Annotated in this window: 26 protein-coding genes and 1 pseudogene; 12 read left to right on the plus strand and 15 right to left on the minus strand. The window is 64.3% G+C overall.

The genetic code is table 11. From position 1 onward, the window contains the following. Positions 1-16 precede the first annotated feature (16 nt). From JEQ47_RS07965 to JEQ47_RS07975, 3 genes are read left to right on the plus strand one after another with little or no spacing between them, the layout of a single operon-like run. Positions 17-1,507 carry a TadA family conjugal transfer-associated ATPase gene (locus tag JEQ47_RS07965; RefSeq protein ID WP_211201582.1) on the plus strand — a complete coding sequence of 497 codons (1,491 nt, stop codon included), beginning with the start codon at positions 17-19 and terminating at the stop codon, positions 1,505-1,507. A gap of 2 nt (positions 1,508-1,509) precedes the next feature. Further along, positions 1,510-2,484 (plus strand): type II secretion system F family protein, encoded by a 975-nt coding sequence (locus JEQ47_RS07970; protein WP_198875890.1) that lies wholly within the window; start codon positions 1,510-1,512, stop codon positions 2,482-2,484. Between the two features lie 21 nt (positions 2,485-2,505). Next, the gene (locus tag JEQ47_RS07975; RefSeq protein WP_198875891.1) at positions 2,506-3,519 is read left to right on the plus strand and encodes a type II secretion system F family protein; all 1,014 of its coding nucleotides are present in this window, start codon (positions 2,506-2,508) and stop codon (positions 3,517-3,519) included. A gap of 58 nt (positions 3,520-3,577) precedes the next feature. Here JEQ47_RS07975 and JEQ47_RS21160 read toward each other — a convergent pair whose 3' ends face one another. Together JEQ47_RS21160 and JEQ47_RS07985 are read right to left on the minus strand one after the other, a co-directional pair. Continuing rightward, positions 3,578-4,282 (minus strand): glyoxalase superfamily protein, encoded by a 705-nt coding sequence (locus tag JEQ47_RS21160; protein WP_198875892.1) that lies wholly within the window; start codon positions 4,280-4,282, stop codon positions 3,578-3,580. 213 nt (positions 4,283-4,495) lie between these two features. Beyond that, positions 4,496-5,260, minus strand: a complete 765-nt coding sequence (locus JEQ47_RS07985; protein WP_198875893.1) for a tetratricopeptide repeat protein — start codon at positions 5,258-5,260, stop codon at positions 4,496-4,498. Positions 5,261-5,406: 146 nt separating this feature from the next. Between JEQ47_RS07985 and JEQ47_RS07990 the strand changes: the two genes are divergently transcribed. Then, on the plus strand, positions 5,407-6,756 hold the full coding sequence (locus JEQ47_RS07990) for a leucyl aminopeptidase family protein (RefSeq protein WP_198875894.1): 1,350 nt from the start codon (positions 5,407-5,409) through the stop codon (positions 6,754-6,756). Between the two features lie 3 nt (positions 6,757-6,759). On the opposite strand, the gene JEQ47_RS07995 is transcribed toward JEQ47_RS07990, so the two are convergent. From JEQ47_RS07995 to JEQ47_RS08005, 3 genes are all read right to left on the minus strand, one after another. Beyond that, a complete protein-coding gene (locus JEQ47_RS07995; RefSeq protein WP_198875895.1) occupies positions 6,760-7,434 on the minus strand; it encodes a YqaA family protein in 675 nt (224 codons plus the stop codon). Between the two features lie 66 nt (positions 7,435-7,500). Further along, positions 7,501-8,439, minus strand: coding sequence for a 2-hydroxyacid dehydrogenase (locus tag JEQ47_RS08000; RefSeq protein WP_198875896.1), 939 nt, complete (start codon positions 8,437-8,439; stop codon positions 7,501-7,503). Between the two features lie 72 nt (positions 8,440-8,511). Further along, complete coding sequence (locus tag JEQ47_RS08005; protein WP_198875897.1) at positions 8,512-9,363, minus strand: c-type cytochrome; 852 nt, start codon at positions 9,361-9,363, stop codon at positions 8,512-8,514. 270 nt (positions 9,364-9,633) lie between these two features. Here JEQ47_RS08005 and JEQ47_RS08010 point away from each other — a divergent pair, with 270 nt between their 5' ends. Continuing rightward, on the plus strand, positions 9,634-10,455 hold the full coding sequence (locus JEQ47_RS08010) for a prephenate dehydratase (RefSeq protein ID WP_198875898.1): 822 nt from the start codon (positions 9,634-9,636) through the stop codon (positions 10,453-10,455). A 17-nt stretch (positions 10,456-10,472) separates the two neighbouring features. Here the strand turns inward: JEQ47_RS08010 and JEQ47_RS08015 are convergent, their stop codons facing one another. From JEQ47_RS08015 to kaiC, 3 genes are read right to left on the minus strand one after another with little or no spacing between them, the layout of a single operon-like run. After that, a complete protein-coding gene (locus JEQ47_RS08015) occupies positions 10,473-11,942 on the minus strand; it encodes a sensor histidine kinase (RefSeq protein ID WP_198875899.1) in 1,470 nt (489 codons plus the stop codon). Next, positions 11,939-12,226: a circadian clock KaiB family protein gene (locus tag JEQ47_RS08020; protein WP_198875900.1), complete on the minus strand. Its 288-nt coding sequence runs from the start codon at positions 12,224-12,226 to the stop codon at positions 11,939-11,941. The genes JEQ47_RS08015 and JEQ47_RS08020 overlap by 4 nt, the downstream gene beginning before the upstream one ends. A 1-nt stretch (position 12,227) precedes the next feature. Beyond that, positions 12,228-13,922 (minus strand): circadian clock protein KaiC, encoded by a 1,695-nt coding sequence (gene kaiC / locus JEQ47_RS08025; protein WP_198875901.1) that lies wholly within the window; start codon positions 13,920-13,922, stop codon positions 12,228-12,230. A 404-nt stretch (positions 13,923-14,326) separates the two neighbouring features. Here kaiC and dapD point away from each other — a divergent pair, with 404 nt between their 5' ends. The 5 genes from dapD to JEQ47_RS08050 all read left to right on the plus strand — a co-directional run bounded on the left by dapD (position 14,327) and on the right by JEQ47_RS08050 (position 18,056). Next, the gene (dapD, locus tag JEQ47_RS08030) at positions 14,327-15,169 is read left to right on the plus strand and encodes a 2,3,4,5-tetrahydropyridine-2,6-dicarboxylate N-succinyltransferase (protein WP_198875902.1); all 843 of its coding nucleotides are present in this window, start codon (positions 14,327-14,329) and stop codon (positions 15,167-15,169) included. A gap of 90 nt (positions 15,170-15,259) precedes the next feature. Further along, positions 15,260-15,736 carry a DUF805 domain-containing protein gene (locus JEQ47_RS08035; RefSeq protein WP_198875903.1) on the plus strand — a complete coding sequence of 159 codons (477 nt, stop codon included), beginning with the start codon at positions 15,260-15,262 and terminating at the stop codon, positions 15,734-15,736. Between the two features lie 18 nt (positions 15,737-15,754). After that, entirely contained in the window at positions 15,755-16,930 is a 1,176-nt protein-coding gene (gene dapE, locus JEQ47_RS08040) for a succinyl-diaminopimelate desuccinylase (protein WP_198875904.1), read from the plus strand. Further along, complete coding sequence (locus JEQ47_RS08045) at positions 16,927-17,466, plus strand: hypothetical protein (RefSeq protein ID WP_198875905.1); 540 nt, start codon at positions 16,927-16,929, stop codon at positions 17,464-17,466. Before dapE ends, JEQ47_RS08045 begins: the two co-directional genes overlap by 4 nt. 14 nt (positions 17,467-17,480) lie before the next feature. Beyond that, positions 17,481-18,056, plus strand: coding sequence for a hypothetical protein (locus JEQ47_RS08050; protein ID WP_198875906.1), 576 nt, complete (start codon positions 17,481-17,483; stop codon positions 18,054-18,056). Here the strand turns inward: JEQ47_RS08050 and truA are convergent. From truA to def, 3 genes are all read right to left on the minus strand, one after another. Then, complete coding sequence (truA, locus tag JEQ47_RS08055) at positions 18,026-18,787, minus strand: tRNA pseudouridine(38-40) synthase TruA (RefSeq protein WP_198875907.1); 762 nt, start codon at positions 18,785-18,787, stop codon at positions 18,026-18,028. The genes JEQ47_RS08050 and truA overlap by 31 nt on opposite strands. Continuing rightward, the gene (gene fmt / locus JEQ47_RS08060) at positions 18,787-19,710 is read right to left on the minus strand and encodes a methionyl-tRNA formyltransferase (RefSeq protein WP_198875908.1); all 924 of its coding nucleotides are present in this window, start codon (positions 19,708-19,710) and stop codon (positions 18,787-18,789) included. Before fmt ends, truA begins: the two co-directional genes overlap by 1 nt. Before the next feature lie 134 nt (positions 19,711-19,844). Further along, a complete protein-coding gene (gene def, locus JEQ47_RS08065) occupies positions 19,845-20,360 on the minus strand; it encodes a peptide deformylase (RefSeq protein WP_198875909.1) in 516 nt (171 codons plus the stop codon). 132 nt (positions 20,361-20,492) lie between these two features. Here def and JEQ47_RS08070 point away from each other — a divergent pair, with 132 nt between their 5' ends. After that, on the plus strand, positions 20,493-21,920 hold the full coding sequence (locus JEQ47_RS08070; RefSeq protein ID WP_198875910.1) for a DNA recombination protein RmuC: 1,428 nt from the start codon (positions 20,493-20,495) through the stop codon (positions 21,918-21,920). Here the strand turns inward: JEQ47_RS08070 and JEQ47_RS08075 are convergent. After that, positions 21,917-22,135: a hypervirulence associated TUDOR domain-containing protein gene (locus JEQ47_RS08075; protein WP_198875911.1), complete on the minus strand. Its 219-nt coding sequence runs from the start codon at positions 22,133-22,135 to the stop codon at positions 21,917-21,919. The two genes, JEQ47_RS08070 and JEQ47_RS08075, sit on opposite strands and share 4 nt — an antisense overlap. Positions 22,136-22,228: 93 nt before the next feature. Between JEQ47_RS08075 and JEQ47_RS08080 the strand changes: the two genes are divergently transcribed. Then, positions 22,229-22,705: a hypothetical protein gene (locus JEQ47_RS08080; protein ID WP_198875912.1), complete on the plus strand. Its 477-nt coding sequence runs from the start codon at positions 22,229-22,231 to the stop codon at positions 22,703-22,705. Between the two features lie 101 nt (positions 22,706-22,806). Here JEQ47_RS08080 and recR read toward each other — a convergent pair whose 3' ends face one another. The 3 genes and pseudogenes from recR to JEQ47_RS08095 form a co-directional block, all read right to left on the minus strand. After that, a complete protein-coding gene (gene recR / locus JEQ47_RS08085; protein WP_198875913.1) occupies positions 22,807-23,403 on the minus strand; it encodes a recombination mediator RecR in 597 nt (198 codons plus the stop codon). A gap of 177 nt (positions 23,404-23,580) precedes the next feature. Beyond that, complete coding sequence (locus JEQ47_RS08090; RefSeq protein ID WP_198875914.1) at positions 23,581-23,904, minus strand: YbaB/EbfC family nucleoid-associated protein; 324 nt, start codon at positions 23,902-23,904, stop codon at positions 23,581-23,583. Further along, positions 23,901-25,688, minus strand: a pseudogene (locus JEQ47_RS08095) (DNA polymerase III subunit gamma/tau); the annotation flags it as partial. The gene JEQ47_RS08090 and the pseudogene JEQ47_RS08095, both read right to left, overlap by 4 nt. Positions 25,689-25,746: the final 58 nt, after the last annotated feature.

Genomic DNA, 25,746 nt, shown 5'->3' on the forward strand with positions numbered 1-25,746 from the left:
TACAGGGACGAACGAGATGTTTGGCAAGCGCACCACATTCGGCGGCAATACACCGGGACTGAGCGAGGCTCCGCGCCCGATCGCCAGCCCGCCCCCGGTCGCCGTTCCCGCGCCGCAGCGTCGCGCCAGCGATGGCGACGCCATGGCAGCGCGCATGCGCACCACCGACGAAGTTCTCGATGTGCGCGCCCCCGCCGATGCGCAGCGCGCCAAGGAATATTTCCAGACCAAGTCGGCCATCTTCAATGCGCTGATCGACTCCATCGACCTCAGCCAGCTCGCGACCATGGAGACGCAGGCGGCGCGCGAGGAAATCCGCGACATCGTCGCCGAGATCATCGCGCTCAAATCCATTGTCATGTCGATTTCCGAACAGGAAGACCTGCTCGAGGATATCTGCAACGACGTGCTCGGCTATGGCCCGCTCGAGCCGCTCCTGGCGCGTGACGACATCGCCGACATCATGGTGAACGGCTCCCAGAAGTGCTACATCGAAGTCGGCGGCAAGGTGCGCCTGACCAATGTGCGCTTCCGCGACGATGCGCATCTGATGAATGTCTGCCAGCGCATCGTTTCCCAGGTCGGCCGTCGCGTCGACGAAGGCTCGCCGATCTGTGACGCCCGCCTCCCCGACGGCTCCCGCGTCAACGTCATCGCGCCGCCCCTGGCGATCGACGGCGCCGCCCTCACCATCCGTAAGTTCAAGAAGGACAAGCTGACCCTCCAGCAGCTCGTCAAATACAACTCCATCTCGCCCGAAGGCGCAGAAGTGCTGCGCATCCTCGGTCGCGTCCGCGCCAATGTTCTGATCTCGGGTGGTACCGGCTCGGGCAAGACCACGCTGCTCAACTGCCTCACCGCCTTCATCGAGAAGGACGAGCGGGTCATCACCTGCGAGGACTCGGCCGAACTCCAGCTCCAGCAGCCCCACGTCGTGCGTCTCGAAACCCGCCCGCCCAACCTCGAGGGCGAGGGCGAGATCACCATGCGCGATCTCATCAAGAACTGCCTGCGTATGCGTCCCGAACGCATCATCGTCGGCGAAGTCCGCGGCCCGGAGAGTTTCGACCTTCTCCAGGCCATGAATACGGGCCACGACGGTTCCATGGGCACGCTGCACGCCAACTCGCCGCGCGAGGCCCTGTCGCGTCTTGAATCCATGATCACGATGGGTGGCTATGCGCTCCCCAGCCGCACCATCCGCGAAATGATCGTCTCGTCCATCGACGTCATCGTCCAGGCCGCCCGTCTGCGCGATGGTTCGCGCCGCATCACCCACATTTCCGAAGTGCTGGGCATGGAAGGCGACGTCATCGTTACCCAGGACGTCTTCGTCTATGACATCCTGGGCGAAGACGCCAACGGCATGCTGATCGGCCGTCACCGCTCCACCGGCATCACCAAGCCGCAATTCACCGAGCGCGCCCGCTATTTCAACGAGGAAGCCAACCTCGTCGAAGCGCTGGAAAAGGCCAATACCGAGCAGCACGAGATCCTGGGGCGCTGAGCATGACCACGCTGTTGCTTCTCGTCCTCTTCGCCGTGACCATCGGGGCGGCAGGCTTTGCCCTCGTGCCATCGGCGCTGGGCAACAAGCGCGCGCAGGCCCGCATGAAGGCCTTCCAGGGCGATATCCGCGCAAATCGCAGCAATGCCGATGCCAGCCGCGTCCGCGAGACCCGCCGCAAGAGCGTCCAGCAGGCGCTGAAATCGCAGGCCGACGAGCTCAATGCCAGGAAACGCTTGACGCTGGAAAACCTGATCTTCCAGGCCGGCATGACCATCAGCAAGGGTACTTTCATCCGCAACAGCGTCATCTTCGGCGCCGTGCTGTTCGTCATCCTGTTCCTGGCTCAGGTGCCGTTCTACTTTGCCGGCATCTTCGCCGTCGCTGGCGCCTACCTGCTGCCGCGCATGTATGTCTCGCAAAAGCGCAAGCGCTATCAGGACAAGTTCCTAGAGGAACTGCCTAACGCCATCGAAGCCATCGTGCGCGGCGTCAAGACCGGTCTGCCGCTCAACGACTCGATGCGGGTCGTCGCCAAGGATACCAAGGAGCCGGTCCGCTCGGAATTCGCCCGTGTGCTCGATCAGCAGAGTTTTGGCTTCTCCATGCAGGAGGCGGTGCAGATCCTGCTCGAGCGGGTGCCGCTGCCGGAAGTGAATTTCTTTGTCGTCGTCATTTCGGTGCAGCAGCAGTCCGGCGGCAATCTTTCCGAAGCTTTGGGCAACCTCGCGCGCGTGCTGCGCAACCGCAAGAAGATGAAGCAGAAGGTCAAGGCCATGTCGTCGGAAGCCAAGGCGTCCGCCGGCATCATCGGCTCGCTGCCCATCGTCGTAGCCATTCTCGTGTCGCTGGTTTCGCCTAGCTATCTCGTGCCGCTCTTTGCCACGCCGATCGGCAATGTCTGCCTCGGCATCGGTATCCTCATGTTGGCCGCGGGTATTTTCGTCATGCACCGCATGGTGCAGTTCGAAATCTGATCGTCCTCGGGAGGCAGTGCCATGAACATCGTCGAACTGCTGACCCAGAGAGACTTCCTCATCGCGGTGCTGGCTGCTGTATCGGCCGCGGCCGTGGTCTTCACCTTCGGCTCCTCGCTCATCGTCAAGCAGGAGATGAAGGGGCGCATCAAGCGCGTTGCGCTGGAGCGCGACAAGATGCGCGTCGAGGAAATGGCGCGCCTGCGCGGTGGTAACGCGTCCGTGGATGGCCGCGCCTCGATCCGCCGCGGCACCGAAGCCAAGTCCTACATGAAGCGGGCTGTCGAACGCTTCGATCTCAAGAAGGCGTTCCAGGACGACACCACCGTCGACAAGCTGGCCATGGCGGGCCTGCGCGGGCAGGGGGAGCTGACCAAGTTCCTGTTCCAGCGCCTCGCCTATCCGGTGGTCATCTTCCTCGTTGCCGCACTCTACCTGCTGGTGCTCGCCCCCGGTGACAGGCCGGTCTATATCAACCTCGTCTATGCCATCGGTGCTGGCCTGCTCGGCGCCTACCTGCCGGTCATCCTGCTCAAGAACAAGACGCAGAAGCGCCAGGCCTCCATTCGCCGCTCCTGGCCCGATTGCCTCGATCTGCTGCTGCTCTGCGTGGAAGCCGGCATGTCCATGGAACACGCCTTCAAGCGTGTCGCCAAGGAGATCGGCGCCCAGTCGGTAGAGCTGGCCGAAGAGCTGACCCTCACCACGGCTGAACTGTCCTTCCTTGAAGATCGTACCCGCGCCTACGAAAATCTCGGGCGCCGCACCGGTCTCGATAACGTCAAGTCGGTGATGACCGCGCTGATCCAGGCCGATCGCTACGGCACGTCGGTCGGCCAGGCGTTGCGCGTCATGGCCGAGGAAGGCCGCGAGGCGCGCATGATGGAAGCCGAGAAGAAGGCCGCCGCCCTGCCGCCCAAGCTCACCGTGCCGCTGATCGTTTTCTTCCTGCCGGTGCTGTTCATCGTCATCCTCTCGCCGGCCATGATCCAGGTCTTCACCGGCTCGGTCGCCCGGACCATGGGCGGAAGCTGAGGCTTTCAGCGCCCGCAGGCGGGTGAAGCGGCGAACAAACGTCGCCGCTTCCCCGGAGTTAGTTCGCGGCGCCTTGTCCGAAATCGAGGTTTGTCGGGCGCGGCAGTACGGGCCCCTTGCCGCTGCTGGTGGGAACGCTGCCATCGACTTCGTCGAGGCTGAACTTACGCGACCAGCATTTGCCCGTTCCCTTGAGGAAGAAGCCATAGTGAAGGCTCAGCGCTTCCCCGGGAATATCGAACACTACCGACCGTTGGCTCCATCCCTGCGTTCCGACCAACGGCCCGTCGGGTCGGTGCAGTTCGAGATTGTTGAACAGCAGCGTTCCCTTGGCGCCGTCGATCCGGAACCAGATGGTCGCGCCGGTGCCGGCGTCTTCCGTGCGCAATTCACCGGCAATCCGGATGCGCTTACCTTTGAATGGCTCCGCGTCCACGCTCTGCATGACAGTGCAGAAGTCGTCGCCGCGCACGTCGTGCAACAGCTCGGGTCTGGTGGCGATCAGCACGGACGAACCATTCTGGTGATCGAGGCGCGTCTCGTAAAGGTGCGGGCTCTTACCGGCCTTGAACCAGCCGCTGGGCAGCGTTTCATCATTTAAAGCCGCACGATCAATCCTTGCGCTGAGCATGTTCCAGTTGGCCAGGCCGAACTGGCGGGAGACCAGTTCGAGGCTATCGCTGTGGCTGACGTCGATGCTTCTTTCGGCGAGAGCCTGGCGCAGCAGCTTCGCCATGAGCTTGGCGTCCATGTAGCTATGCATGGGTTCGATCCTTCTCTCGGGCAGCAGAAAAGATCAGTGCTCGCATTGCTGACAGCCTGCCCAGGATTTGCAGGGTCAAACCAGATCGAAGTGCATTCACCTTCCCATTTGGGCGCGAGCGGCTGGCTGCACAGGCCACCACCAAGGGTAGGCCGCTGACCGCGAATGTCAACTCACGGGTCGCGCTTCGCCCATTTCCACCTGCTGGGCGGCTCAGCCCTGCTCGATCATGTCCCAGCGGTTCTTCTGGGAAAGCATGCCCTGCACATAGGCCATGTTGGCGGCGACCTGGTCGGGCGGCAGTTCGGCTGCGTAAAGGGCTTCGGCTTCCGCGAACCGGCCCTGGAGGCCGATGACCAGCGCCAGGTTCTGCCGCGTCTTGGTGGTGGCGCCACGCATGGCGGCGGCACGGCGCAGATGGTTCTCCGCTGCCGGCAGTTCATTGGTCATGGCGTAGGAAAGGCCCAGATTGGTCTCGATCGATGCCTCGCCCGGCGCGATGACGGAGGCCTGCACATAGACCTTGCGGGCCTGGTCGTGGCGACCCATCTGGTCGAGCGTGGCGCCCATGACCAGCAGCGCATTCCAGTCCGGCGCGTCGGGGCGGATGACATTCTGCAGCACCTGCAGGGATTGCTCGAAGCGGCCCGAAGCGGTCAGGGTCCTCGCATATTCAACCGTGATCGCCACGTCGTTGGGATGGCGCGACATCGCCTGTTCCATGGCCGCAGTGGCTTGCTGTGGCTGTCCGGCGGCGCGCAGAGCGGCGGCATAATGAATGGCCACGGCACGGTCGCCGGGATTGCGGCGATAGCGCTCGGTCAGCTCGCCAAGGCCCGCCGTGCTCTGGCCGATGCTCCCGGTCGTGGTCATGTCCATGTGGCCGCGATTGGATGCGCAGGCCGACAGGATCATCGCGGCGACGCCCGCCAGCAGCAGGGGACGGAGGGACTTGGCGATCTGGTAGCTCTTCGACACGGCGCACTCCCGGCCCGCAACAGGCCGTCCAACATGGCTCGATCAATAGATCATTAACCCTAACACCGGGTTAAGCGGCGCCTTCGGGACGTTGCCCAGCCCGGAGCCAATCGCTAGAAGAAGCGGCCATTCAACGGAGACGCTTCATGTCCACTTCGCCCGCCATTCCGCTTTATCTGGTTCCCGAAGGCGGGCTGGACGATGCCCCCATCGCCGATGCGGGCAAGGCCTGGGCGCGCGCCAACGGCTTTTCCGGTCAGCGCGGCAAGCTCGTGTCGCTTCCCGGCGCGGATGGCGAAGTGGCAGGCGTGCTGTTCGGCACCGGCAAGCCGGCCGGCCGCTCGCCTTTCGTCGTGGGCCTCGCCGGCGCCGCACTGCCGGCCGCCAACTACACCCTGGCCGGGGAGGTTGGCGACGCCACACTGGCATCCATTGGCTTCCAGCTCGGCGCCTACCGCTTCGATCGCTATCGCGATAGCCAGCCCGCCCCAACCCTGACGCTGTCCGAGGATGCCGACGCCGACGAAGTCGATCGCCAGGTCGAGGCGGCGCTTTTGGCGCGCGATCTCATCAACACCCCCGCCAATGACCTCGGCCCCGAGGCCCTGGAGGCCTCGGTGCGCGACTTTGCCCGCCGCCACGGCATGACCATCGCGGTGACGCTGGGCGATGATCTCATCGGTGCCAATTTTCCGATGATCCACGCCGTGGGTCGCGCCGCAGCCCAGGCTCCGCGTCTCATCGACCTGACATGGGGCGACCCCAGCCACCCCAAGGTGTCGCTGGTCGGCAAGGGTGTCACCTTCGATACCGGCGGCCTCGACATCAAGTCCGCTGCCGGCATGCTGATGATGAAGAAGGACATGGGCGGCGCCGCCAACGTGCTGGGGCTCGCCCATACCATCATGTCGGCGAAACTGCCGGTGCGGCTGCGCGTGCTGCTGCCGGTGGTCGAGAACGCCATTGCCGGCAATTCCTTCCGTCCGGGCGACGTGCTGCGCTCACGCGCCGGTCTTACGGTCGAAATCGGCAATACCGATGCCGAGGGACGCCTCATCCTGGCCGATGCACTGACGCTGGCCGACGAGGAAAGCCCCGAAATCCTGCTCGACATGGCCACCCTCACCGGCGCGGCCCGCGTCGCGCTCGGCCCCGACCTGCCGGCGCTCTATTCGACCGACGATGGCGTCACGGCCGGCCTCGTGGCCGCCGGCGCGGCGGCCGAAGACCCGCTCTGGCCCATGCCGCTCTGGCACAATTACGATGCCCAGATGGCGTCCAAGATCGCCGATGTGAACAATGCCGGTTCGGGCGGCTATGCCGGCTCGGTCACCGCCGCCCTGTTCCTCCGGCGTTTCGTCCGGAATGCCGGCGCCTGGGTGCATCTCGATATTTTCGGCTGGGCCCCCGAGGCGCGCCCCGGTCGTCCCGTCGGCGCCACCGATCAAGGCATTCGCGCCGTCTACGGCATGCTGCGTCAGCGCTATCAGCGCTGAGCGTCAGCCCTCGGGAACGGGGTCCACGCCCACGGCCTGCTCGACGACCTCGGGCAGCGCCTCTCCGCCCTTGGGGAACAGCAGCGGCGCCATGGCGAAGCCGATGATCACCAGCGCCACCATGCCGATACCGGCCCACTTCTTGTGCTTCTCGATGAATTCGCCGGCCACCGGACCGAAGAAATAAAAGAGGCCGCAGGGCACGAAATACCGCAGGCCGCGGCCGATCAGCCCGTAGATGACGAAAGTCCAGAGATCGAGCCCGGCCACGCCCGAGGTGATGGTGATGACCTTGTAGGGAATAGGCGACAGCGCCCCGACCAGGATCATCAGCGGACCGTTGTCCACAAAGCTCTGGCGCAGTGATTGGAAGCCGTCGGCGGCACCATAGAAATTGATGATGGCCATGCCGATCGTGTCGAACAGGAAGTAGCCGATCGCATAGCCGGCCAGGCCCCCCGCCACCGACGAAATCGTGCAGATCGCCGCCAGGCGCCAGGCCCGCATCCGATCGGCGATGATCATCGGCGCCAGCATGATTTCCGGAAAGACCGGAATGATCATGGCTTCGAGGAAACACAGGGCCGCCAGGATCGGCTCGGCAAAGCGATGCTTGGTGGCAAGCTTCAGCCGATCATAGAAGCTGAGCTTGGCGGGGGCGGCGGTCGTCTCGGTCATGCGGTCTCGCAGTTGGATTCGGCTTATGGTTCGACACAAACTGGCGTCGCACCAATGAATTTTCCGTCAGTAGCCCCGGCTCCGGTCGACCACGTTGGGCAGCGGCTCGCCCGCCTCATGCGCGCGCAGAATGGTCGAGAAATAGCGCACGCCGCTTGCCTCGTTGGAAATCGCGGCGATGTGCGGGGTGATGTAGCAGTTCTTGGCGTCCCAGAGCGGGCTGTCCTGGGGCAGGGGCTCGACCTCGAACACGTCGAGGCTGGCTGCGCCCAGAGTGCCGTCCGTGAGCGCCGCGACGATATCGGCTTCCCGCTGATGGCCGCCACGCGCCGCATTGACGATCACCGGCCCGCCCTCCAGCCGGTCGCGACACAGCTTGGCGAAGGTCTCGCGGTTGAGGATGCCCGCCGTATCCGGCGTCAGCGGCAGTAGATTGACGAGAATGTCGGTGCCGCCGAGGAAGGCGTCGAATTCCGCGTCGCCGGCAAAGCCCTCGACGCCTTCGATAGCCTTGGGCGTGCGGCTCCAACTCCGGAGATCAAAGCCGAGCGGCTTGAGGCGCCTGGCGGCATCCTGCCCGAGCACGCCCATGCCCATGATGCCCACCGTGGTTTCGCCGGCGGCGGGCGGGTAGAACTGGCTCCAGCGGCGCGCCTGCTGGTCGTCACGGAAGCGGCTGAACTGGCGGTGATGCATGGTGACATGGGCCACCACATAATCGCTCATGCGCTGGCTCAGATCTTCGTCGACAAAGCGCACGATCGGCGCTTGAGGCAGGCGCGGATGCTTGAGCAGCGCATCGACACCGGCGCCCAGCGACAGCACCGCCTTGAGATTGTCGAGCCCGTCAAAGGCATCCGGTTTAGGCTTCCAGACGAAAATATACCGGATCTCGGCCGGGTCGAAGTCATCGCCGCGCCGCACCACGGGGTAGGGCGCCAGCGCTTCGGCAAACGCGCTTGCCCAGCTGGCTTCATCGACATCGGACAGGTGCAGGAGCAGCATGCTGATTGATCCTCAAGAAAAGAGCCGCGCTTTTGGCGCGGCTCACAAACTTCTTCGGGGTGACCGCAAGCCTTACTGGCTGTTGGTCGGGGCGGGCTGGGCGCCAGTGGTGTTGGTCGCCGGTGTCGCCGGATTGTTGCCACCCGAGAGGGGGGCGGCTGGCGTGGTTTCCTGCACCGGGGTGCCTTCCACATTGGTGTCGGTCTGCGTCTCGGTCGGGGTTTCCACGGCACCTGCAGGGGCAGCAGGTTCGGTGGTCTCGCTGCCGCCGCCGGCAGGCGTCGTGAGTTCGTCCGAGATCGTATCGTCCGGGGAGGCCTCGCCAGCGGGCGCAGCTTCGCCTTCGGCAGCCGGTTCTTCGGCAGCGGGCGCGGCCTCAGGCTCGGGGAACGGCACGGGCGAAGCGGAAAGGGTCTGCAGGTAGGCCAGGATATCGGCGCGCTCTTCTGGCGAGCGGACGCCCGCAAAGCCCATCTTGGTGCCCGGGGCATAAGCCTTGGGATTTTCGAGGAACGCGTCGAGGTCTTCGTAGGTCCAGATGCGGCCTTCGCCGTGATACTGGATCAGGATGTCCGAATAAGCAAAGCCCTCGAGGTGCGCTTCGGCATTGCCGACGATGCCATAAAGGTTCGGGCCCTGCTTGTTGGCCTCGCCCTCGCCGAAGGTATGGCAGGACTGGCACTTGCGCACGGCAGAGGCGCCGCGTTCGGCGCTGGCGCTGGCCAGCAGAACCCCGAGCGGAACGGCCGGAGCTTCCTCGGCAGCAGCACCGCCTTCGGCCACTTCGGGCTCGGGCAGGGCATAGCCGGGGCCACGATTCTCGATCGGGTGGTAGATGGCTTCGGCCAGGAAGCCCACACCCATGACGAACAACAGGGTGCCGAGCACGGCGCCGATGATCTTGTTTAGCTCAAACGAATCCATTTGGTCTCTCTGCCGGTCCATCCCCGTGGACATTTAATCGAACCGGCCCAACTTTAGATCCCCGGAAAAGGGGAATCCGCCTCAACCGGCCGGTGCGACGCGCGCGGAACATAGTATCAAGACACCTTGAGGTGCAACAGGTCAAACCAGCGCACCGCTGAATCGCCGCTCTGATCCACCTGTCATGCGTCGGCAGGCTGCCTTGCATCAGATTGACACCGTCTCCTGCCCGCGCCACAACCCGCCAGCCTTTGTCTCCAGAGAAGTCCCATGACCAAGAAAATCGCTTTCCAGGGTGAACCCGGCGCCTTCAGCCACGCGGCGTCCGCCAATGTCTTCCCAGGCGAGGAATTTCTGGGCTGCGTCACCTTCGAGGAGACGCTCAATGCCGTGCAGACCGGCAAGGCGGATTTCGCCGTGGTGCCGGTCGAAAACTCGCTCTACGGGCGCATCACCGACATTCACCACCTGCTGCCCGAAAGCGGCCTGCATATCATCGGCGAGACCTATCTGCGCGTCGAGATGACGCTTCTTGGTGTTCCGGGCGCTACCTTCGAGGATATCAAGGCGGTCCAGTCGCTGTCAGTGGCGCTCGGCCAGTGCCGCAAGTTCATCGCCAGCCACGGCCTGCGGACCATCAATGCCGTCGACACCGCCGGTTCGGCCCGTGAGATCGCCGCAAAGGCCGACAAGTCGGTGGCGGCCATCGCCTCGCGTTTCGCCGGGGAAATCTACGGCCTCAACGTCCTGGCGGAAAACATCGAGGATGCCGACCACAACACCACGCGCTTCCTCGTGCTCTCGCCCAGCGAAAAGCTGGCCCCCAATACGGGCAAGGTGAAGACGACATTCGTCTTCCGCGTGCGCAACGTGCCGGCGGCGCTCTACAAGGCCATGGGCGGCTTCGCCACCAATGGCGTTAACATGACCAAGCTCGAGAGCTACATGGTGGGCGGCGCTTTCACGGCCACCCAGTTTTATGCCGATATCGAGGGGCACCCCGATGACGTGGGCGTTCAGCACGCCTTCGACGAGCTGAAGTTCTTCACCGACTATTTCAAGATCCTGGGCGTTTATCCCGCCGCCGATTGATCCTGGGCGCGGCGGGCCTATTGGCCCGCCATGTCCTCGATCGGCACTGAAATGCGGCAGACCAGCCCTTCGGGTGCAAAGTCCACTTCGGCGCCGCCGGCCGGAGCATATTGCAGACTGCGGGCAATGACCGTCTGGCCAAAACCCTTGCGCGTTGGCGGCGTCACCACCGGTCCGCCGCTCTCCTGCCACTCGATCACGAAGCGATCCGGCTGGGCTGCTGTCTCGACATATTCGCGAACCGAAACCTTGCCGCCCGGCACCGACAGCGCGCCATATTTGGTGGCATTGGTGGCCAGCTCGTGCAGCACGAGGCCCAGCGCGATGGCCGCCCGCGGGCTGAGCGAATGCCCCAGATCGTGCACGACCAGCCGACCCGACACGCCGCTCGTATAGGGCGCCAGTTCGCTCAGCACGACATCCTCGATGGTGAGGTTGGTCCAGGAATTCTCCGCAAGCAGGTTATGCGTCGCCGCCAGGGCCTGGATGCGGCCGGTAAAAGCCTTCTGGAACCCTTCCAGCGTATCTTCGTGATGCAGGGTGCGGCTGGCGATGGATTGCACCAGCGCCAGCGTGTTCTTCACGCGGTGGTCCAGTTCGCGCATCATCAGCAACTGCTGCTTCTCGGCGGCCTTGCGCTGCGACAGGTCGACCATGGTGACGACGCAGCCGCTGATGGCGTCATTGCCGATCTGCAGCGGCGCCGCGCTGACCAGGTAGTCCTTGGCCTTAGGCGCGTTGGGCGCATGGGCCTCGACGCCCTGGACAGGCGTGCCCTGCACGGCCATCTGCACGATGTCTTCCGACTGCATCAGGCCTGTCGCATTGGGAAACACCAGCGGCACGGCCTGCGCGAAGGTCAGGCCCAGCGGATCGCCGTCGAACACGGCATGCGAGGCCGTATTGGCGTGGGTGATGACGCCATTGCGGTCGCAGACCAGCACCGCTTCATTGGCCGAGGCAATGACCGCGCGGGCGGCGCGCTCATTCTGCTCGGCAGCCTGGGCGCGCACCTGCTCGGTGACGTCGGTAAAGGTCACGGCCACCCCGAGCGTCGTCGAGAGGCGCAGCGGCGTGGCGGCCAGCACGTAGTGGACCCGCTCGCCGTTGCGATCGAACTCCACCTCTGTGGATACCGGGCCAACAAGCGGCGGCACCAGCAGCCGCTGGATGGCTTCCGCCACCGGCGCCTGCGCCACGTCGGAGAACAGCGTCCCCTGCACCGAATTCTGCGTGACGCCGAGCACGGCGTTCATGTTGGCATTGGCGTAGAGGATGCGACCCGTCTGGTCGACGGCCACGGCCCCCACATTCATCACTTCCATGAAGGCGTGGTAGGCATCGGCACCACCACCGATGTCGAACACCTGCGGATTGCTGAGCTCACCCACCACCAGCGCGTCCACATCGCCCTGGTGAATCGCCCTTATCGTGTCTTCGGCTTCCGAAAGACGGCGGCGAAGCTCGGCAATCTCATCGAGGCTCATTCGCCTTGCACCTTGAGGCTGACCAGCACTTTTTCGACATCGGACAGGTCACCGATGATCTTGCGGATCGGCACGGGCAGTTCACGCACCAGCGTCGGAATGGCGACGATGCTGTGCTCCTTGGCCAGCTTGGGGTTCTGGCGCAGGTCGATCACTTCGATCTCGTACTGGCCCGGCATATGCTGTTCGGTGATCGACTTGAGATTGGCAATGGCCGCCAGGGATTTCGGCGTCTGCCCCGCCACGTAGAGGGTCAGCTTCTTGGGATGGGTTAGTTCGCTCATTTCAATCTCTGTTGCCGCCGCCACGACGGCTGGCTTCCATGTCGGCGGCATCGACCGCCGACTGACGTTGATACTCGACTTCCGCCGTCGCGGCAGCCGTCAATTCGGCCTCGTCCGCGTCCAGTTCTGCCTTGAGGGCCTCGATCTGTGCCATGGCCTTGCGGCGGCGGGCTTCGACCTGCTTCCTGCGGCGCTCGACTTCCCCGGCGCGCTCGACTTCCGTCCGGCGCGCCCGTGCTTCCTCGAAGCGTCGTGCCGATCCGGTCAGCGCACCGGTTTCGCCCAGATAGGGCGGCAGCAGATCGATGCCGTTCTTGCTCATCACGAATTCCCGCACCTGGTTTGAGTGCTGGGTGCCGCGCGCCTTGAGCAGATAAAGTTCACGGTTGAATTCGCCGCCGCTTTCCCGGTTGAGCATCAGCACCCAGCCATCCATCAGCGACGAGAGGCCCGCATCTGTCTCCACATTGCCGTCCTGGCTGTGCATGAGGTGGGTGAACACGGCAGTAACGCCGCGGTTCTTGAGAAAGTCCACCATGCGCAGCAGCATGGCCTGCACTTCCAGCCGGTCGCCACTTTCCATGAAGGCCGAGATCGGATCGAGCACAACCACGCGCGGATCGAATTTCTGCACTTCGCGCAGCATGATCGCCAGGTGCATCTCGAGACTGTAGAAGGTCGGCCGCGCCGAAATGAAGCGCACGAGGCTGCCCTTGATGAACGGCTCGAGATCCATGCCGATCGAGCGCATGTTGCGCACGATCTGCTCCTGCGATTCCTCGAAGGAAAAGTAGATCGACCGCTCGCCGCGCTCGGCAGCGGCATAGACGAAGCTGGCCGAAAGCGACGACTTGCCTGAGCCGGCGACGCCCGAAATCAGGATCGACGAGCCGCGATGGAAACCACCGCCAACGAGCATGGCGTCGAGATCCGGCACGCCCGAGGCAATTCGATCCTCGAACACCTTGTGGTTGAGGCCGAGGGAACTGACCGGCAGCACCGAAAAACCGTCGCGGTCGATCAGGAACGGATATTCGTTGGTCCCGTGCGCCGTACCGCGATATTTCACGATCCGCATGCGGCGGGTGGAAATCTGGTTGTGCACACGGTGATCGAGCAGGATCACGCAGTCGGAGACATATTCCTCGAGACCCTGGCGCGTCAGCGAGCCGTCGCCGCGCTCGGCGGTGATGACCGTGGTCATCCCCTTGTCCTTGAGCCAGTCGAACAGCCGCCGGATTTCGGCGCGCAGCACGGCCTGGTTGGTGAAGGCCGAAAACAGGCTCTCGATCGTATCGAGCACGACGCGCTTTGCGCCAATGGCGTCGATCGCCAGTTCGAGACGCAGAAACAACCCTTCCAGATCGAAGTCGCCGATCTCGGCTACCTCGGATGGGTTGATGGCGATATGCTCCATGGAAATCTTGTCGGCGGCGATCAGTCCTTCCACGTCGAAGCCGAGCGAGGCCACATTCGCCGCAATATCGTCCGGCCGCTCCTCGAACGTGACGAAGACGCCCGGCTCGTCATAGTCGCGGGCGCCGTGCACCAGGAATGTCGTGGCAAAGAGCGTCTTGCCGCATCCGGCCGAACCACAGACCAGTGTCGGCCGGCCTGTCGGGAGCCCCCCGAGGGTCAGCTCGTCGAACCCTTCTATGCCCGTGAGGGATTTGGCTATGCCGTGCGACGTGTCCATTCCGGTTCCAACGCTCTTGAACTGCTTCAACACCAGGTATGCGGGCCGCGGCCCAAAGGAGGCCTATCCTCCGGCGATGCCTGTCTTGCCGAATTGTCTTATGTCAGGCTCCGGGACTAAGCCAGACCGCATTTGGTGCAAGCGTGCGGGGGATTGATCTGCGTTAACGGCAGGCGGCATCACCCGCTCGCCCTGCAGCGAGAGGCCCGGCAGATTCCGGTTTTGGCTTGGCCCACGGTTACGGATCAGATTGCCCCCTATCGCCGCACAACGGCCATCCGGCAAAAGAGTTCAATATGGGGATGCAATATTGTGCTGGCGCTGGTCGGTCCGCCATTTCCGTTGACAGCCAGACCGCCCCCGCTATGGTCCGCGCACCGTTTTCTGCCGTCCAGGACCTGTCCATGTCGCATACCCAGCTCGCCCAGATCATCGACACTGCTTTCGAGAACCGCGCCGAGATCAATTTCGGCACGCAGGGCGAAGTGCGTGATGCCGTCAACGAGGCGCTGAACCTGCTCGATGCCGGCAAGGCCCGCGTCGCCGAGAAGGTCGATGGCAAGTGGCAGGTCAATCAGTGGCTCAAGCGCGCCGTGCTGCTCTCCTTCCGCCTCAACGACAATGTCGCCATGGCTGGCGGGCCGCAGCAGTCAACCTGGTGGGACAAGGTGCCGACCAAGTTTGAGGGCTGGGGCGAGAATACCTGGCGCGCTGCCGGCTTCCGCGCCGTGCCCGGGGCCATCGTGCGCAAGTCCGCCTTCGTGGGCAAGGGCGCCATCCTGATGCCCAGCTTCGTCAACCTGGGCGCCTATGTCGATGAGAACACTATGGTCGACACCTGGGTGACGGTCGGCTCCTGCGCCCAGATCGGCAAGAACGTTCACCTCTCGGGCGGCGTCGGCATTGGCGGGGTGCTCGAGCCACTGCAGGCCGGTCCCACCATCATCGAGGACAACTGCTTTATCGGCGCGCGTTCCGAAATCGTCGAGGGCGTGGTCGTGGGCGAAGGCTCGGTCGTTTCCATGGGCGTCTTCATCGGTGCCTCCACCAAGGTGGTGAACCGCCAGACCGGCGAAATCCACATGGGCTATGTGCCGCCCTATTCGGTCGTGGTCTCGGGTTCGCTACCGGGCAAGCCGCTGCCCGATGGCAATCGCGGTCCGAACCTTTATTGCGCGGTTATCGTCAAGACTGTCGACGCCCAGACCCGTTCCAAGACCGGCATCAACGAACTGCTCCGCGACTGAACCTCAATACTCCTGCTGCTGGTGGGAAATGCGGCGGCAATTTACTCTCTGTCGGGCCGGAGATGATTCCGGTCCAACAAGGGGGATTAAATGGATAAGTTGGTTTCTCTTCTCACCACGACCGAGGGTCGCATCGGCCGCCAGCAGTGGTGGATCGGCATTGTTTCGCTGATCGTCATCGCGCTGGTGGCCAATATTGTTTTCGGCATCATCAGCTTCGGCAATGTCGTCGTCGTCGCCTGGCTCAATGTGCTTTTGAGCGTGGTCTTTCTCTGGCCCGGCTACTGCATCGGCATCAAGCGCCGCCGCGATCGCAACAATGACGGCACCGATCTCAAGATCTTTCTCGCCATCTCGGTCGTGCTCAACCTGCTCTCGGCCACCGGGATCGGTGTGACCTGGACGGATATGGGCGGCGTCATGATGCCCGTGCCGGCCATGTGGCTGAGCCTGCTCAACCTCGCCTTCGGCATCTTCGCCATCTACATGCTGGTCCAGCTTGGTTTCCTCAAGGGCACGACCGGCACCAATACCTATGGCGCTGATCCGCTCAACGCCGCCGCCTGACCGAAAACTGGAGCCGTCTTGACCATCGACCCGCAATCCCTGCTCGAACGCCTCATTGCCTGTCCCTCGGTGACCCCCGAGGAAGCCGGGGCGCTTGATCTGCTGCAAGCCGAACTGGAAAGCCTCGGCTTTGCGGTGACCAGGCTGCGCTTCGAGGGCGACGGCTCCTATCCGGTCGACAACCTCTTTGCCACGCGCGGGCAGGGCGGTCGCCGCTTGCTCTTTGCCGGCCATACCGATGTGGTGCCGCCCGGCGAGGTGGCGCACTGGACCAGCGATCCCTTCACGCCGCGCATTGAAGATGGCCGGATCTACGGCCGCGGCGCCGCCGACATGAAGTCCGGCATCGCGGCCTTCGTCGCGGCTTGCTCGGCTGTTTCGCCCGAAGCGGGCACCATCCATCTCGCCATCACCAATGACGAGGAAGCCGACGCCATCAACGGCACCGAAAAGCTGGTTCGCTGGATGGCCGACAATGGCCACGGCTTCGATTTCGCCATTGTCGGCGAGCCGAGCTCCACCGACGTTCTGGGCGACAGCATCAAGATCGGCCGGCGCGGCTCCTTCTCCGGCAAGGTCACGGTGACCGGCACGCAGGGCCACGTTGCCTATCCGCATAAGGCCAACAACCCGCTGCCACTGCTGGCCGCCATCGCCACGGCCCTTTCGTCCGAACAGCTCGACGGGGGCACGGCGCATTTCCCGGCCTCCAACCTCGAACTGACGACCATCGATGTGGGCAATCCGGTCGGCAACGTCATTCCCATGAGCGGCACGCTCCGCTTCAACATCCGCTACAACGACCTCTGGACGCCGGAGACCCTCGAAACGTGGATCATGGACCGGTTGATGCTCGCCAAGATGCACAATACCGATCCGACACGGCAGGGGTGCCGCGTCGATTTCGAGGTCTCTGGCGTGCCCTCGCGGTCATTCCTGTCGCCCCTGGGGCGCGACATCGAGACGCTCTCCGCCGTCATCGCCGAGCGCAATGGCCGGGCCCCCGAATATTCCACCGGCGGCGGCACATCCGACGCGCGCTTCATCGCCCAGTATGGGCCGGTGGTCGAATGCGGCCTTGTCGGTCCGTCCATGCACAAGACCGACGAGCATATCGCCCTCAGCGACCTCTCCGGCCTGACTGAGATTTACGCCGCCTTCATGCGCCGCTTCTTTGCGGAGCCGGGCGCATGACGATTTTCAAGGCATTGCAGCAGGCGATCCAGGGCTGGATCATGATCGTGCGGGGCGAGGCCGGCTGGCAGGATCGCTTTCGTCTCACCATGCCCGGCCTCGCGACCGCTCTGGTGCTGTTCTACCTCTTCGCCTTTCTCGGCGTTGTCCTGGCGTCGCTCAGCTTCGGCGTGCCCACGCTGGCGGAACTGATCGCCACCATGGGCCTGCAATCACTGTTCCTCGTGGCGCTGCTGATCGGCATCTTCGGCACCCGCGCCGCCGTCAAGGACCGGGGCGCGATCCTGCCGCTGCTGGTGCCCGGCGTTTATGCACTCACCTTCTATCTCATCCTCGGGGCGCTGCTTTCGCTCGTGGCCGGTTTTCTGCTGCCGCTGCTGTGGCTGGGGCTGCTTGTCCTGCTGTTCCGGCTCGGCCGCATGGCGGGGGGCTGGAGCATCGGCGTTTCGGCAGCCTTCGCAGTCTTGACCATCCTTCTTCTTGTCGGCACGCCGATCGCGCTCTACATGATGCCAGCGCCTATTCCTGCTGCCTGAGACGAGATAGTTCCTTGCCCCAGACCCTGCCGACATTTTTCGAGGAAGCCCGCGACGCCGCCCGTGGCGCCTGGGCTCTGGTCCTGGGCCGGCAGGACGCGCCGCGCTACTTCGATTTTTCGACGCGCGGGGTGATCGGCAGCCTCATCGCCCTTGTCCTGGCGGTTGGCGTCAGCGTCTTCGGGCCGCAATTGCTCGGCGTGCCCTCACCGGTCGGTGCGGCGGCCATGATGACCCTGCTGTCGGTGCTGCTGTTCGCCATCCAGATCGGGGCCGCCTATCTGGTGCTGAACCTTCTGGGCCGCCTCGACGGGTTCCTGCCCTATCTCGTGGCCGACAACTGGGTCAATTTCTACGTGTCACTCATCGGCGCCGTTAGCATCGTGCTGCTGGGTGGCAGCGATGTCATGCTGGTCGCGGTGGGCCTGCTCAGCATCATCGTCGAAATCAACATCGCCCGCCGCATCGTCACCCTAGCGCCCATGCAGATCGCCATCTTCATTGTCGCGCAGGTGGCCGCGCAACTGATCGGCCTCCTCGTCCTCGGTGGCGTCATCCTTCAGGCGATGGGCCCGCTGCCTCCGGGATAGTCGACGCCCGTGAGATAGAGCCCGCTCGCAGGCGCCATCGGCCCGCACCGCCGCCGGTCGGCGGCATCCAGCGCTGCCCGGAAGTCTGCCGGGCTCCATTTGCCTTCACCCACGAGCTTCAGCGATCCGACCATCGAGCGCACCTGATGGTGGAGGAAGCTGCGGGCGCTGGCGGTGATCGACACCACTTCGTCATCGCCCGTGACATCGAACGCGTCCAGCGTGCGAATGGGCGAATTGGCCTGGCATTCCGCCGAGCGGAAGGTGGAAAAATCGTGCTGTCCGAGAATAAGCTGCGCCGCCTCGTGCATCCGCGCGGCGTCGAGCGGCACCGGCACGTGCCACACCTGGTTGCGCTCGATGGCGGCGGGGGCGCGACGGTTGAGGATGCGGTATTCGTAGTGTCGGGCCGTGGCCGAGAACCGCGCCTCGAAGTCCGTGCCCACCGTCTCGCAGGCGATGATCACGACGGGGTCGGGCTTGAGATGGTAGTTCAGCGCCTCGCGGATGCGGAACGGGTCCCAGTCCTTGCCGAGGTCGAAATGCGCCACCTGGCCCAGCGCATGCACGCCCGCATCGGTGCGCCCGGCGGCCTGCGTGGTCACCGTCTCCCCCGAGAAGCGCGCAATGGCTTCCTCCAGCGCCTGCTGCACGCTCATCCGATCCGCCTGCCGCTGCCAGCCGCAAAACGGGGTTCCGTCATATTCGATCGTGAGCTTGAAGCGGGCCATTAGCTGACGGTGGCGGGCAGCGTCCCGGCGCCGCGCAGGAAGGTGGCGGCGTCCATCGCACCCTTGCCCTCGCGCTGCACCTGGATGAGGCGCACCGCGCCTGTGCCGCAGGCAATGGTCAGCCCGTCGCCCAGCAACGCGCCCGGCGCGCCACTGCCGCTGACCAGGTTGGATCGCAGAGCCTTGATACGCACCGGCTTGCCCGCCAGTTCCAGTTCGAACCAGGCGCCTGGAAACGGCGACAGGCCGCGGATGCGATTATGCACCGCCTCGGCGCTCTGCGAGAAATCGATCCGCGCCTCAGCCTTGTCGATTTTCGCCGCATAGGTCTCGCCCTCTGCCGGCTGCGGCGTGAAGTCAAGGCTGCCGCGCTCCAGCGCCGCCAGCGCCCGGCCCATCAGGTCGGCGCCCAGCCGCATCATCTGGTCGTGCAGTTCGCCGGCGGTCATGTCAGGGCCGATGGGAATGATCTCCGTCGGTCCCATCGCGCCAGTATCGAGGCCTTCGTCCATCTGCATCACCACGATGCCGGTCTGGCGGTCGCCTGCCATGATGGCGCGCTGGATGGGCGCGGCCCCGCGCCAACGCGGCAACAACGAACCATGGAGGTTGAGGCAGCCATAGTCGGGCGCGTCGAGGATTGGCCTGGGGAGGATGAGGCCATAGGCCACGACCACTGCCACCTCGGCGCCCAGCGAGGCGAACTGCGCCTGCTCGGCCTCGCCCTTGAGCGAGCGCGGGGTGAATACGGGAATGCCGAAGGCCTCTGCCGTCTCGTGCACGGGGCTCTTGCGCTCGGCCTGGCCCCGGCCCGCGGGCTTGGGTGCGCGCGTATAAACGGCCACGACCTCGTGCCCCGCCGAAACGATCTCGGTCAGCGTTGGAACGGAAAAATCGGGCGTACCCATGAAGACGACGCGCATTTAGGGCTACCTCTTATTCCTCTCCCCATCGGGGAGAGGGTGGATCGCCCGAAGGGCGAGACGGGTGAGGGGGATTTCTCCGCCGCTCCCCTCATCCGGCGCTGCGCGCCGCCTTCTCCCAATGGGGAGAAGAATTACCGCGCCGCCAGCTTGGCCTGCTTGTCGAACTTCTTGATGACGCGATCGCGCTTCAGGCGGCTGAGATAGTCGATATAGAGCACGCCATCGAGGTGATCGAGTTCGTGCTGGATGCAGACCGCCAGCTTGCCTTCGGCTTCCTTGACCACTTCCTTGCCGTCGAGATCGGTATACTTCACCGTCACGTCGTTGGGCCGCTCGACCTCGTAATAGAGTTCGGGGATGGAAAGGCAGCCTTCCTCGGTCACCTGCATCTGTTCGCCGAAATGGGTGATTTCGGGATTGATCATCACCAGCGGGGCAGGGGGCTCGCCCTCGCCGGCCAGGTCCATCACCACGATGCGCTTCAACACGCCGATCTGCGGCGCGGCGAGGCCAATGCCCGGCGCGTCATACATGGTGTCCAGCATGTCCTTGGCCAGCGTCTTGATCTCCGCGTCGACCTCGATGATCGGGTCGGCAACAGCCCGGAGACGGGCATCGGGAATGACGAGAATCGGGCGGATGGCCATGGCAGAAAGTCCGGCGGAGAAAGGATTGCCCCCGATATGGCCATTTCCGGCTCCGCGGTCAACAGCGCAGCGGTCAATCCAGCCGCGCCGCGGAACATTTTGCGAACAAAAGAATCGCGCTAGACTGGGTTCATGCGCGATCTCGAAACTATCCTCTTCGCCCTGGGCGATTGGCCCGTCACATCGGCCACGGCACTCGTTGCCGGCGGGGCGGCTGTGCTGCTCCTGCTCATCATTTGGCTGCTGGTGTCGGCCCGCGCCAGCGCGGCCCGGGCCGATGCGGCAGCGCGTGAAGCTGCCGAGGGTTTGAAGGCCAGCGTCCTCGAACAGGTGGCCAGCCGCGATGCCCGCATTCGCGATCTCGAGGCGCAGGTCGAGCGCGAGCGTGATCGGGCCACTGATCTGCTCGATGCCGAACGCGACAGATCGAGCGGCCTCCAGGCCGAGCTGGCCGCCATGCGCACCCGGCTCGATGAACAGCAGCGCCAGAACGAAGCCAATTTGCAGCGCTTCACCGAGGCGCGGCAGCAGATGACCGACGAGTTCAAGTCCATTGCAGGCGACGTGCTGCGCTCGCACAGCGAAACATTCACCAAGCAGAACCGCGAACAGGTCGATACGCTCCTCAAACCCCTGCAGGACAAGATCGTCGAGTTCCACAAGAACCTCGTGGAAGATCGCTCGGCCATGGGCGAGCGCATCCGTATGCTGGCCGAAAGCAACCTCCAGATCACCACCGAGGCGCAGAACCTCACTCGGGCACTGAAGGGCAATTCGCAGACCCAGGGTGCCTGGGGCGAAATGATCCTTTCGACCATTCTCGAACAGTCGGGCCTGCGCGAGGGCGAGCAGTATTTCACCCAGCAGAGCCATATCGGCGAGGACAACCAGCGCGTCCGCACCGATGTGGAAATCCTCATGCCCAATGGCGACCGCCTGGTGATCGACTCCAAGGTTTCGCTGACCGCCTTCGAGGCCTTCGTCAACAGCGAGGAGCTCGACCGCGACCAGCACCTGCGCGCCCACATTACCTCGGTACGCGGCCATATCACCACGCTGGGCGACAAGACCTATCACCGCGCGGCCAAGTCCAGCCTCGACTACGTGATGATGTTCGTCCCCATCGAAAGCGCCCTGGCCACCGCCATTCAGCACGACGCCAAGCTTGTCGAATTCGGCATGGGCAAGGGAGTCATGCTGACGACCCCGACGACGCTGATGACTGTGCTGCGCACCGTCCGCAATGTCTGGGACATCGAAAAGCGCCACCAAAATGCCGAGGAAATCGCCGAGCGCGCCGGCGCTCTCTATGAAAAGGTCGCCGGGTTCCTCGGCACCATGGACAAGGTCGGCAACAGCCTTGAGCGCGCCCAGCAGGATTTCGCCAAGGCCAGGGACCAGCTCTCCACCGGCCGCGGCAATGTCATCCGGCAGGTCGAAATGCTGCGCGAACTGGGCGCCAAATCGTCAAAGCCCCTGCCGGCCGGCTGGGATGGCGGCAGCGACGACGCCCAGCCGGTCCTCCGCCTCGTTGGCGAAGACCCAGGCGACCTCAACTAGTCCTTGGCCGGGCTGAGTTCGCTCCGGCTTTTCAGCACTTTGTCGCCATCGTCCTGCTCGATGAGATAGGCCGGCTCCTTGCGGCTGGCCTCACGCGTCACCTCCGTGCCCTTGATCGTCCGGCTCACTTTCTTGGTGAAGCGCTCGACGACCTTGCCTGACGCTGTGTCGGCTCCCCAGTTCCAGCGCACCCGCGACCCCTTGCGAAAAGCCATGTCCTGTCCTCGATCACAATCTATTCGGGGGCGAAACGCATCGGCCAGGCGGACGTTCATTTGTCATGCAAACTGCATTTCTGGAGACCGCAAATGGCTCAGCATCACGATAATTCAGACGCCCTCATGCCCTTCGACGGCACCTTCGACGCCACCGAACAGGTCAGCTTCGGCCTGCCGTTCAGCCAGGACGAGATCGAAGATCTGCTCTATGGCGGCGACCGGCCGGTCGACGAACGCATCGAGCGCTTGAAGGAAATGCGCGCCGAACTCGTCACCCGCGAACAGGGCGATTTTGGCGACGAAGACCCCAAGGCCATGATCGACGAGATCGATCGCGCCCTTGATGAACTGCAGGGCGATATGGCCAATGCCGACGAGAATGGTGACCTCGATGCCGCCGTCGACGTCGATCCGGCCGATCACCTCGACGCCCTTTCGCCCGACGATGTCGACGCCCGCGCCGCGCTGATCGGCGAGGAGGAATTCTACGAGGACGACGAAGAAGGCCCGGCCGACGACGACAATGCCTGGCACGGCAGCGAAGAATTCAAGAACGACCTGCATTAGGGCCGCAACTCACCCCACCCTCGTTCCCTCCCCCCGAGGGGGAGGGTAGCGACGCTAGGCCGCCAGGCCGTAGCAAAGCTGGGTGGGGTGATAGGGGACCCTTAAATCTCTGTCCGCGCCCTCAGGGCCTGGCTCAATGTGCCCTCGTCGAGATAGTCGAGTTCGCCGCCGACCGGCACGCCATGGGCGAGGCGGGTCACCCTTATGCCTGTCCCAGCCAGCCGGTCGGTAATGTAATGTGCCGTGGTCTGGCCCTCGACCGTGGCATTCATCGCCAGCACGATTTCCGCATAGTCCTGCGCCCGGCCGATCAGCCCGTCGAGGTTGAGATCGTCTGGGCCCACGCCATCGAGCGGCGACAGCACGCCGCCGAGCACATGGTAGCGCACCTGTCCGACCCCGGCGCGCTCCAGCGCCCAAAGGTCGGCGACATCTTCGACCACGATCAGGATACCCGTCTCGCCCCGCCGCGGATCGGCGCAGATCGAACACGGCGACATGGTATCGACATTACCGCAGACTTCACAGGTGCGCACCGCAGCGACGGCCCGATCCAGCGCCGCCGACAGGGGCAGCATGAGCTGCTCCTTCTTCTTGATGAGATGCAGCACCGCCCGCCGCGCCGAGCGTGGTCCAAGCCCTGGCAATCGCGCCAGGAGCTGGATCAACTGTTCGATTTCAGGTCCGCCTGAGGGCATTTTTTCCCACCACACGCTCGATGCCCCCTGGCCCCTTGCGGGAGAGGGACAGATTTTCTGCGTTCAGCAGAAAATCAGGATGAGGGGTTCTCTCCACGCGCTCGATACCAGTGGTGAACGACCCCTCATCCGCCCCTTCGGGGCACCTTCTCCCGCAAGGGGAGAAGGGGAATCCCGTTAGAACGGCAGCTTCATGCCCGGCGGGATCGGCAGGCCTGCGGTCACCTCGGCCATCTTGCGCTGCGCTTCGGCCTCGCTCTTGGCCTTGGCATCGCTATAGGCGGCGATGATCAGGTCCTCGACCACTTCGGCGTCCTCGGGCTTGAGCAGCGACGGATCTATCTTGATACCGCGCATGTCACCCTTGCCGGAAAGCGAGACGGAGACCATGCCGCCGCCGGAGCGGCCTTCGACGACCAGTTCGGCGAGCTCCGCCTGCATGGTTTCCATCTTGGCCTTCATCTCGCCGGCGGCCTTCATCATGCCCATGATGTCTTTCATTCGTCGTCCTCTTCAAACGGGGGCGGGGGCAGGTCGGGCACGGCGGCTTCTTCGCGCACCGTCACATTGACAAGTTTCGCGCCCGGAAATGTTTCCATTATGGCTTTGACAAGCGGGTCGTCATGCGCCGCCTCGGTGGCCGCCTGCTTCTTCTGCTCGGCCTCCTGGCGGATGGTGAAACCCTCGGGCGCCTTGGTCGAAACCATGACCAGCCAGCGCTGCCCGGTCCAGGTCTGCAGCCGCGCCGATAGCGTCGCGATGATGCCGGGATCGGCGCCATCGCTCAGCGCCACTTCGATGCGTCCTTGTTCGAACGAGACCGGCCGCATCGAACTTTCCAGTGCCAGCTTGACCAGCACATCGCGCTTGGCCTGCGCCAGGGCGATGAGGTCTTTGTAGCTGGTGACCGTCGCCAGCGCCGGCTGCACCACCGGTTGCGGCTGTGCGACTGCCTGCGGCTGCGCCATGGCCTGTGGCCGGGAGGCGGGTACCTCCACCGGCGCCGGCGCTGTCTGCACCGCTTCGAGCCGCATGGCTGACGCACCACCCGATCCGCCGCCCGAAGGCCCGCGCGGCGGCAGTTGCGGTGCGCCCGAACCCGAGGGCAGCGTGCCCTGCTGGGTAAGCTTGGTGATCACCTCGTCCGGGCTCGGCAGATCGGCCGCATAGGCGAGGCGAATAAGCGTCATCTCGGCGGCTTGCAGCGCGTTGCCGGCACGCGCCGCTTCCTCATTGCCCTTGAAGAGAATCTGCCAGGCCCGCGTCAGCGCCCGCATCGGCAGGCGATTGGCGAGATCCCGGCCGCGTGTTCGTTCGTCCGGCGTCAGCGAGGCATCGTCGGCCGCCGCCGGCACCACTTTTATGCGGGTGACGAGATGGGTGAATTCCGCCAGGTCCGCCAAGAGCGTCTGCGGGTCGGCGCCCAGATCATAGAGCTCCCGCAGGGCCGTCAGGGCCTCGGCGATGCGGCCGCCCATCAGGTCTTCGAAAAGGTCGATAATCCGCGCCCGGTCCCCTAGGCCCAGCATGGCCTTGACGGTCGCCGCCGTCACCGTGCCATTGCCATGCGCGATCGCCTGGTCGAGCAGTGAGAGCGAGTCACGGGCGGAGCCTTCGCCTGCGCGCACGATCATGGCCAGCGCATCGGGCTCGAAGCCGATGCCCTCCTGCCCGAGGATTTTCTCGAGATAATCCGACATCACCTCGGCCGGAATACGCCGCAGGTCAAACCGCTGGCAGCGCGACAGGATGGTGATCGGCACCTTGCGGATTTCGGTGGTCGCGAAGATGAACTTCACATAGGGCGGCGGTTCTTCCAGCGTCTTCAGGAGCCCATTGAAGGCCGCCGTCGAGAGCATATGCACCTCGTCGATCACATAGACCTTGTAGGGCGCCGAGACCGGACCGTATTTGACCGAGTCGATGATCTCGCGGATATCGCCGATGCCGGTATTGCTGGCGGCGTCCATCTCCACCACGTCGACATGCCGCCCCTCGATGATGGCGCGGCAATGCATGCCTTCGGTTTCGAGGTCGAGCGTCGGGTGGCGGCCGGTCTCGTCTTCATAGTTGAAGGCGCGGGCCAGGATGCGGGCCGTGGTCGTCTTGCCCACGCCGCGCACGCCGGTGAGGATAAAGGCGTGGTGGATGCGGTTCTGCGCAAAGGCATTGCCCAGCGTCTGCACCATGGCGTCCTGCCCGACCAGGGTCGAGAAGTCGCGCGGGCGATACTTGCGCGCCAGCACGAGGTAGGGAGAAGTCTGGTTTTCAGCCATCCTGCCGGTCCTTGCCTCGTGTGAAAGGGAATCTGCCTGTGGTCATGCCCTGACCATAGGGCAATGG

The sequence above is a fragment of the Devosia sediminis genome (genome assembly GCF_016411825.1).
Lineage (GTDB): Bacteria > Pseudomonadota > Alphaproteobacteria > Rhizobiales > Devosiaceae > Devosia > Devosia sediminis.

Coding starts and splice junctions, on each gene's coding strand:
- JEQ47_RS21160 (WP_198875892.1), bottom strand. CDS start 4,282: ATGCATAGCTACATGGACGCCAAGCTCATGGCGAAGCTGCTGCGCCAG.
- dapD (WP_198875902.1), top strand. CDS start 14,327: ATGTCGCATACCCAGCTCGCCCAGATCATCGACACTGCTTTCGAGAAC.
- kaiC (WP_198875901.1), bottom strand. CDS start 13,922: ATGGACACGTCGCACGGCATAGCCAAATCCCTCACGGGCATAGAAGGG.
- JEQ47_RS08070 (WP_198875910.1), top strand. CDS start 20,493: ATGCGCGATCTCGAAACTATCCTCTTCGCCCTGGGCGATTGGCCCGTC.
- JEQ47_RS08010 (WP_198875898.1), top strand. CDS start 9,634: ATGACCAAGAAAATCGCTTTCCAGGGTGAACCCGGCGCCTTCAGCCAC.
- JEQ47_RS08000 (WP_198875896.1), bottom strand. CDS start 8,439: ATGCTGCTCCTGCACCTGTCCGATGTCGATGAAGCCAGCTGGGCAAGC.
- JEQ47_RS08090 (WP_198875914.1), bottom strand. CDS start 23,904: ATGAAAGACATCATGGGCATGATGAAGGCCGCCGGCGAGATGAAGGCC.
- JEQ47_RS08075 (WP_198875911.1), bottom strand. CDS start 22,135: ATGGCTTTTCGCAAGGGGTCGCGGGTGCGCTGGAACTGGGGAGCCGAC.
- JEQ47_RS07975 (WP_198875891.1), top strand. CDS start 2,506: ATGAACATCGTCGAACTGCTGACCCAGAGAGACTTCCTCATCGCGGTG.
- JEQ47_RS07970 (WP_198875890.1), top strand. CDS start 1,510: ATGACCACGCTGTTGCTTCTCGTCCTCTTCGCCGTGACCATCGGGGCG.
- JEQ47_RS07965 (WP_211201582.1), top strand. CDS start 17: ATGTTTGGCAAGCGCACCACATTCGGCGGCAATACACCGGGACTGAGC.
- JEQ47_RS07990 (WP_198875894.1), top strand. CDS start 5,407: ATGTCCACTTCGCCCGCCATTCCGCTTTATCTGGTTCCCGAAGGCGGG.
- def (WP_198875909.1), bottom strand. CDS start 20,360: ATGGCCATCCGCCCGATTCTCGTCATTCCCGATGCCCGTCTCCGGGCT.
- truA (WP_198875907.1), bottom strand. CDS start 18,787: ATGGCCCGCTTCAAGCTCACGATCGAATATGACGGAACCCCGTTTTGC.
- JEQ47_RS08005 (WP_198875897.1), bottom strand. CDS start 9,363: ATGGATTCGTTTGAGCTAAACAAGATCATCGGCGCCGTGCTCGGCACC.
- JEQ47_RS08035 (WP_198875903.1), top strand. CDS start 15,260: ATGGATAAGTTGGTTTCTCTTCTCACCACGACCGAGGGTCGCATCGGC.
- recR (WP_198875913.1), bottom strand. CDS start 23,403: ATGCCCTCAGGCGGACCTGAAATCGAACAGTTGATCCAGCTCCTGGCG.
- JEQ47_RS08045 (WP_198875905.1), top strand. CDS start 16,927: ATGACGATTTTCAAGGCATTGCAGCAGGCGATCCAGGGCTGGATCATG.
- JEQ47_RS08015 (WP_198875899.1), bottom strand. CDS start 11,942: ATGAGCCTCGATGAGATTGCCGAGCTTCGCCGCCGTCTTTCGGAAGCC.
- JEQ47_RS08080 (WP_198875912.1), top strand. CDS start 22,229: ATGGCTCAGCATCACGATAATTCAGACGCCCTCATGCCCTTCGACGGC.
- JEQ47_RS08020 (WP_198875900.1), bottom strand. CDS start 12,226: ATGAGCGAACTAACCCATCCCAAGAAGCTGACCCTCTACGTGGCGGGG.
- JEQ47_RS07995 (WP_198875895.1), bottom strand. CDS start 7,434: ATGACCGAGACGACCGCCGCCCCCGCCAAGCTCAGCTTCTATGATCGG.
- fmt (WP_198875908.1), bottom strand. CDS start 19,710: ATGCGCGTCGTCTTCATGGGTACGCCCGATTTTTCCGTTCCAACGCTG.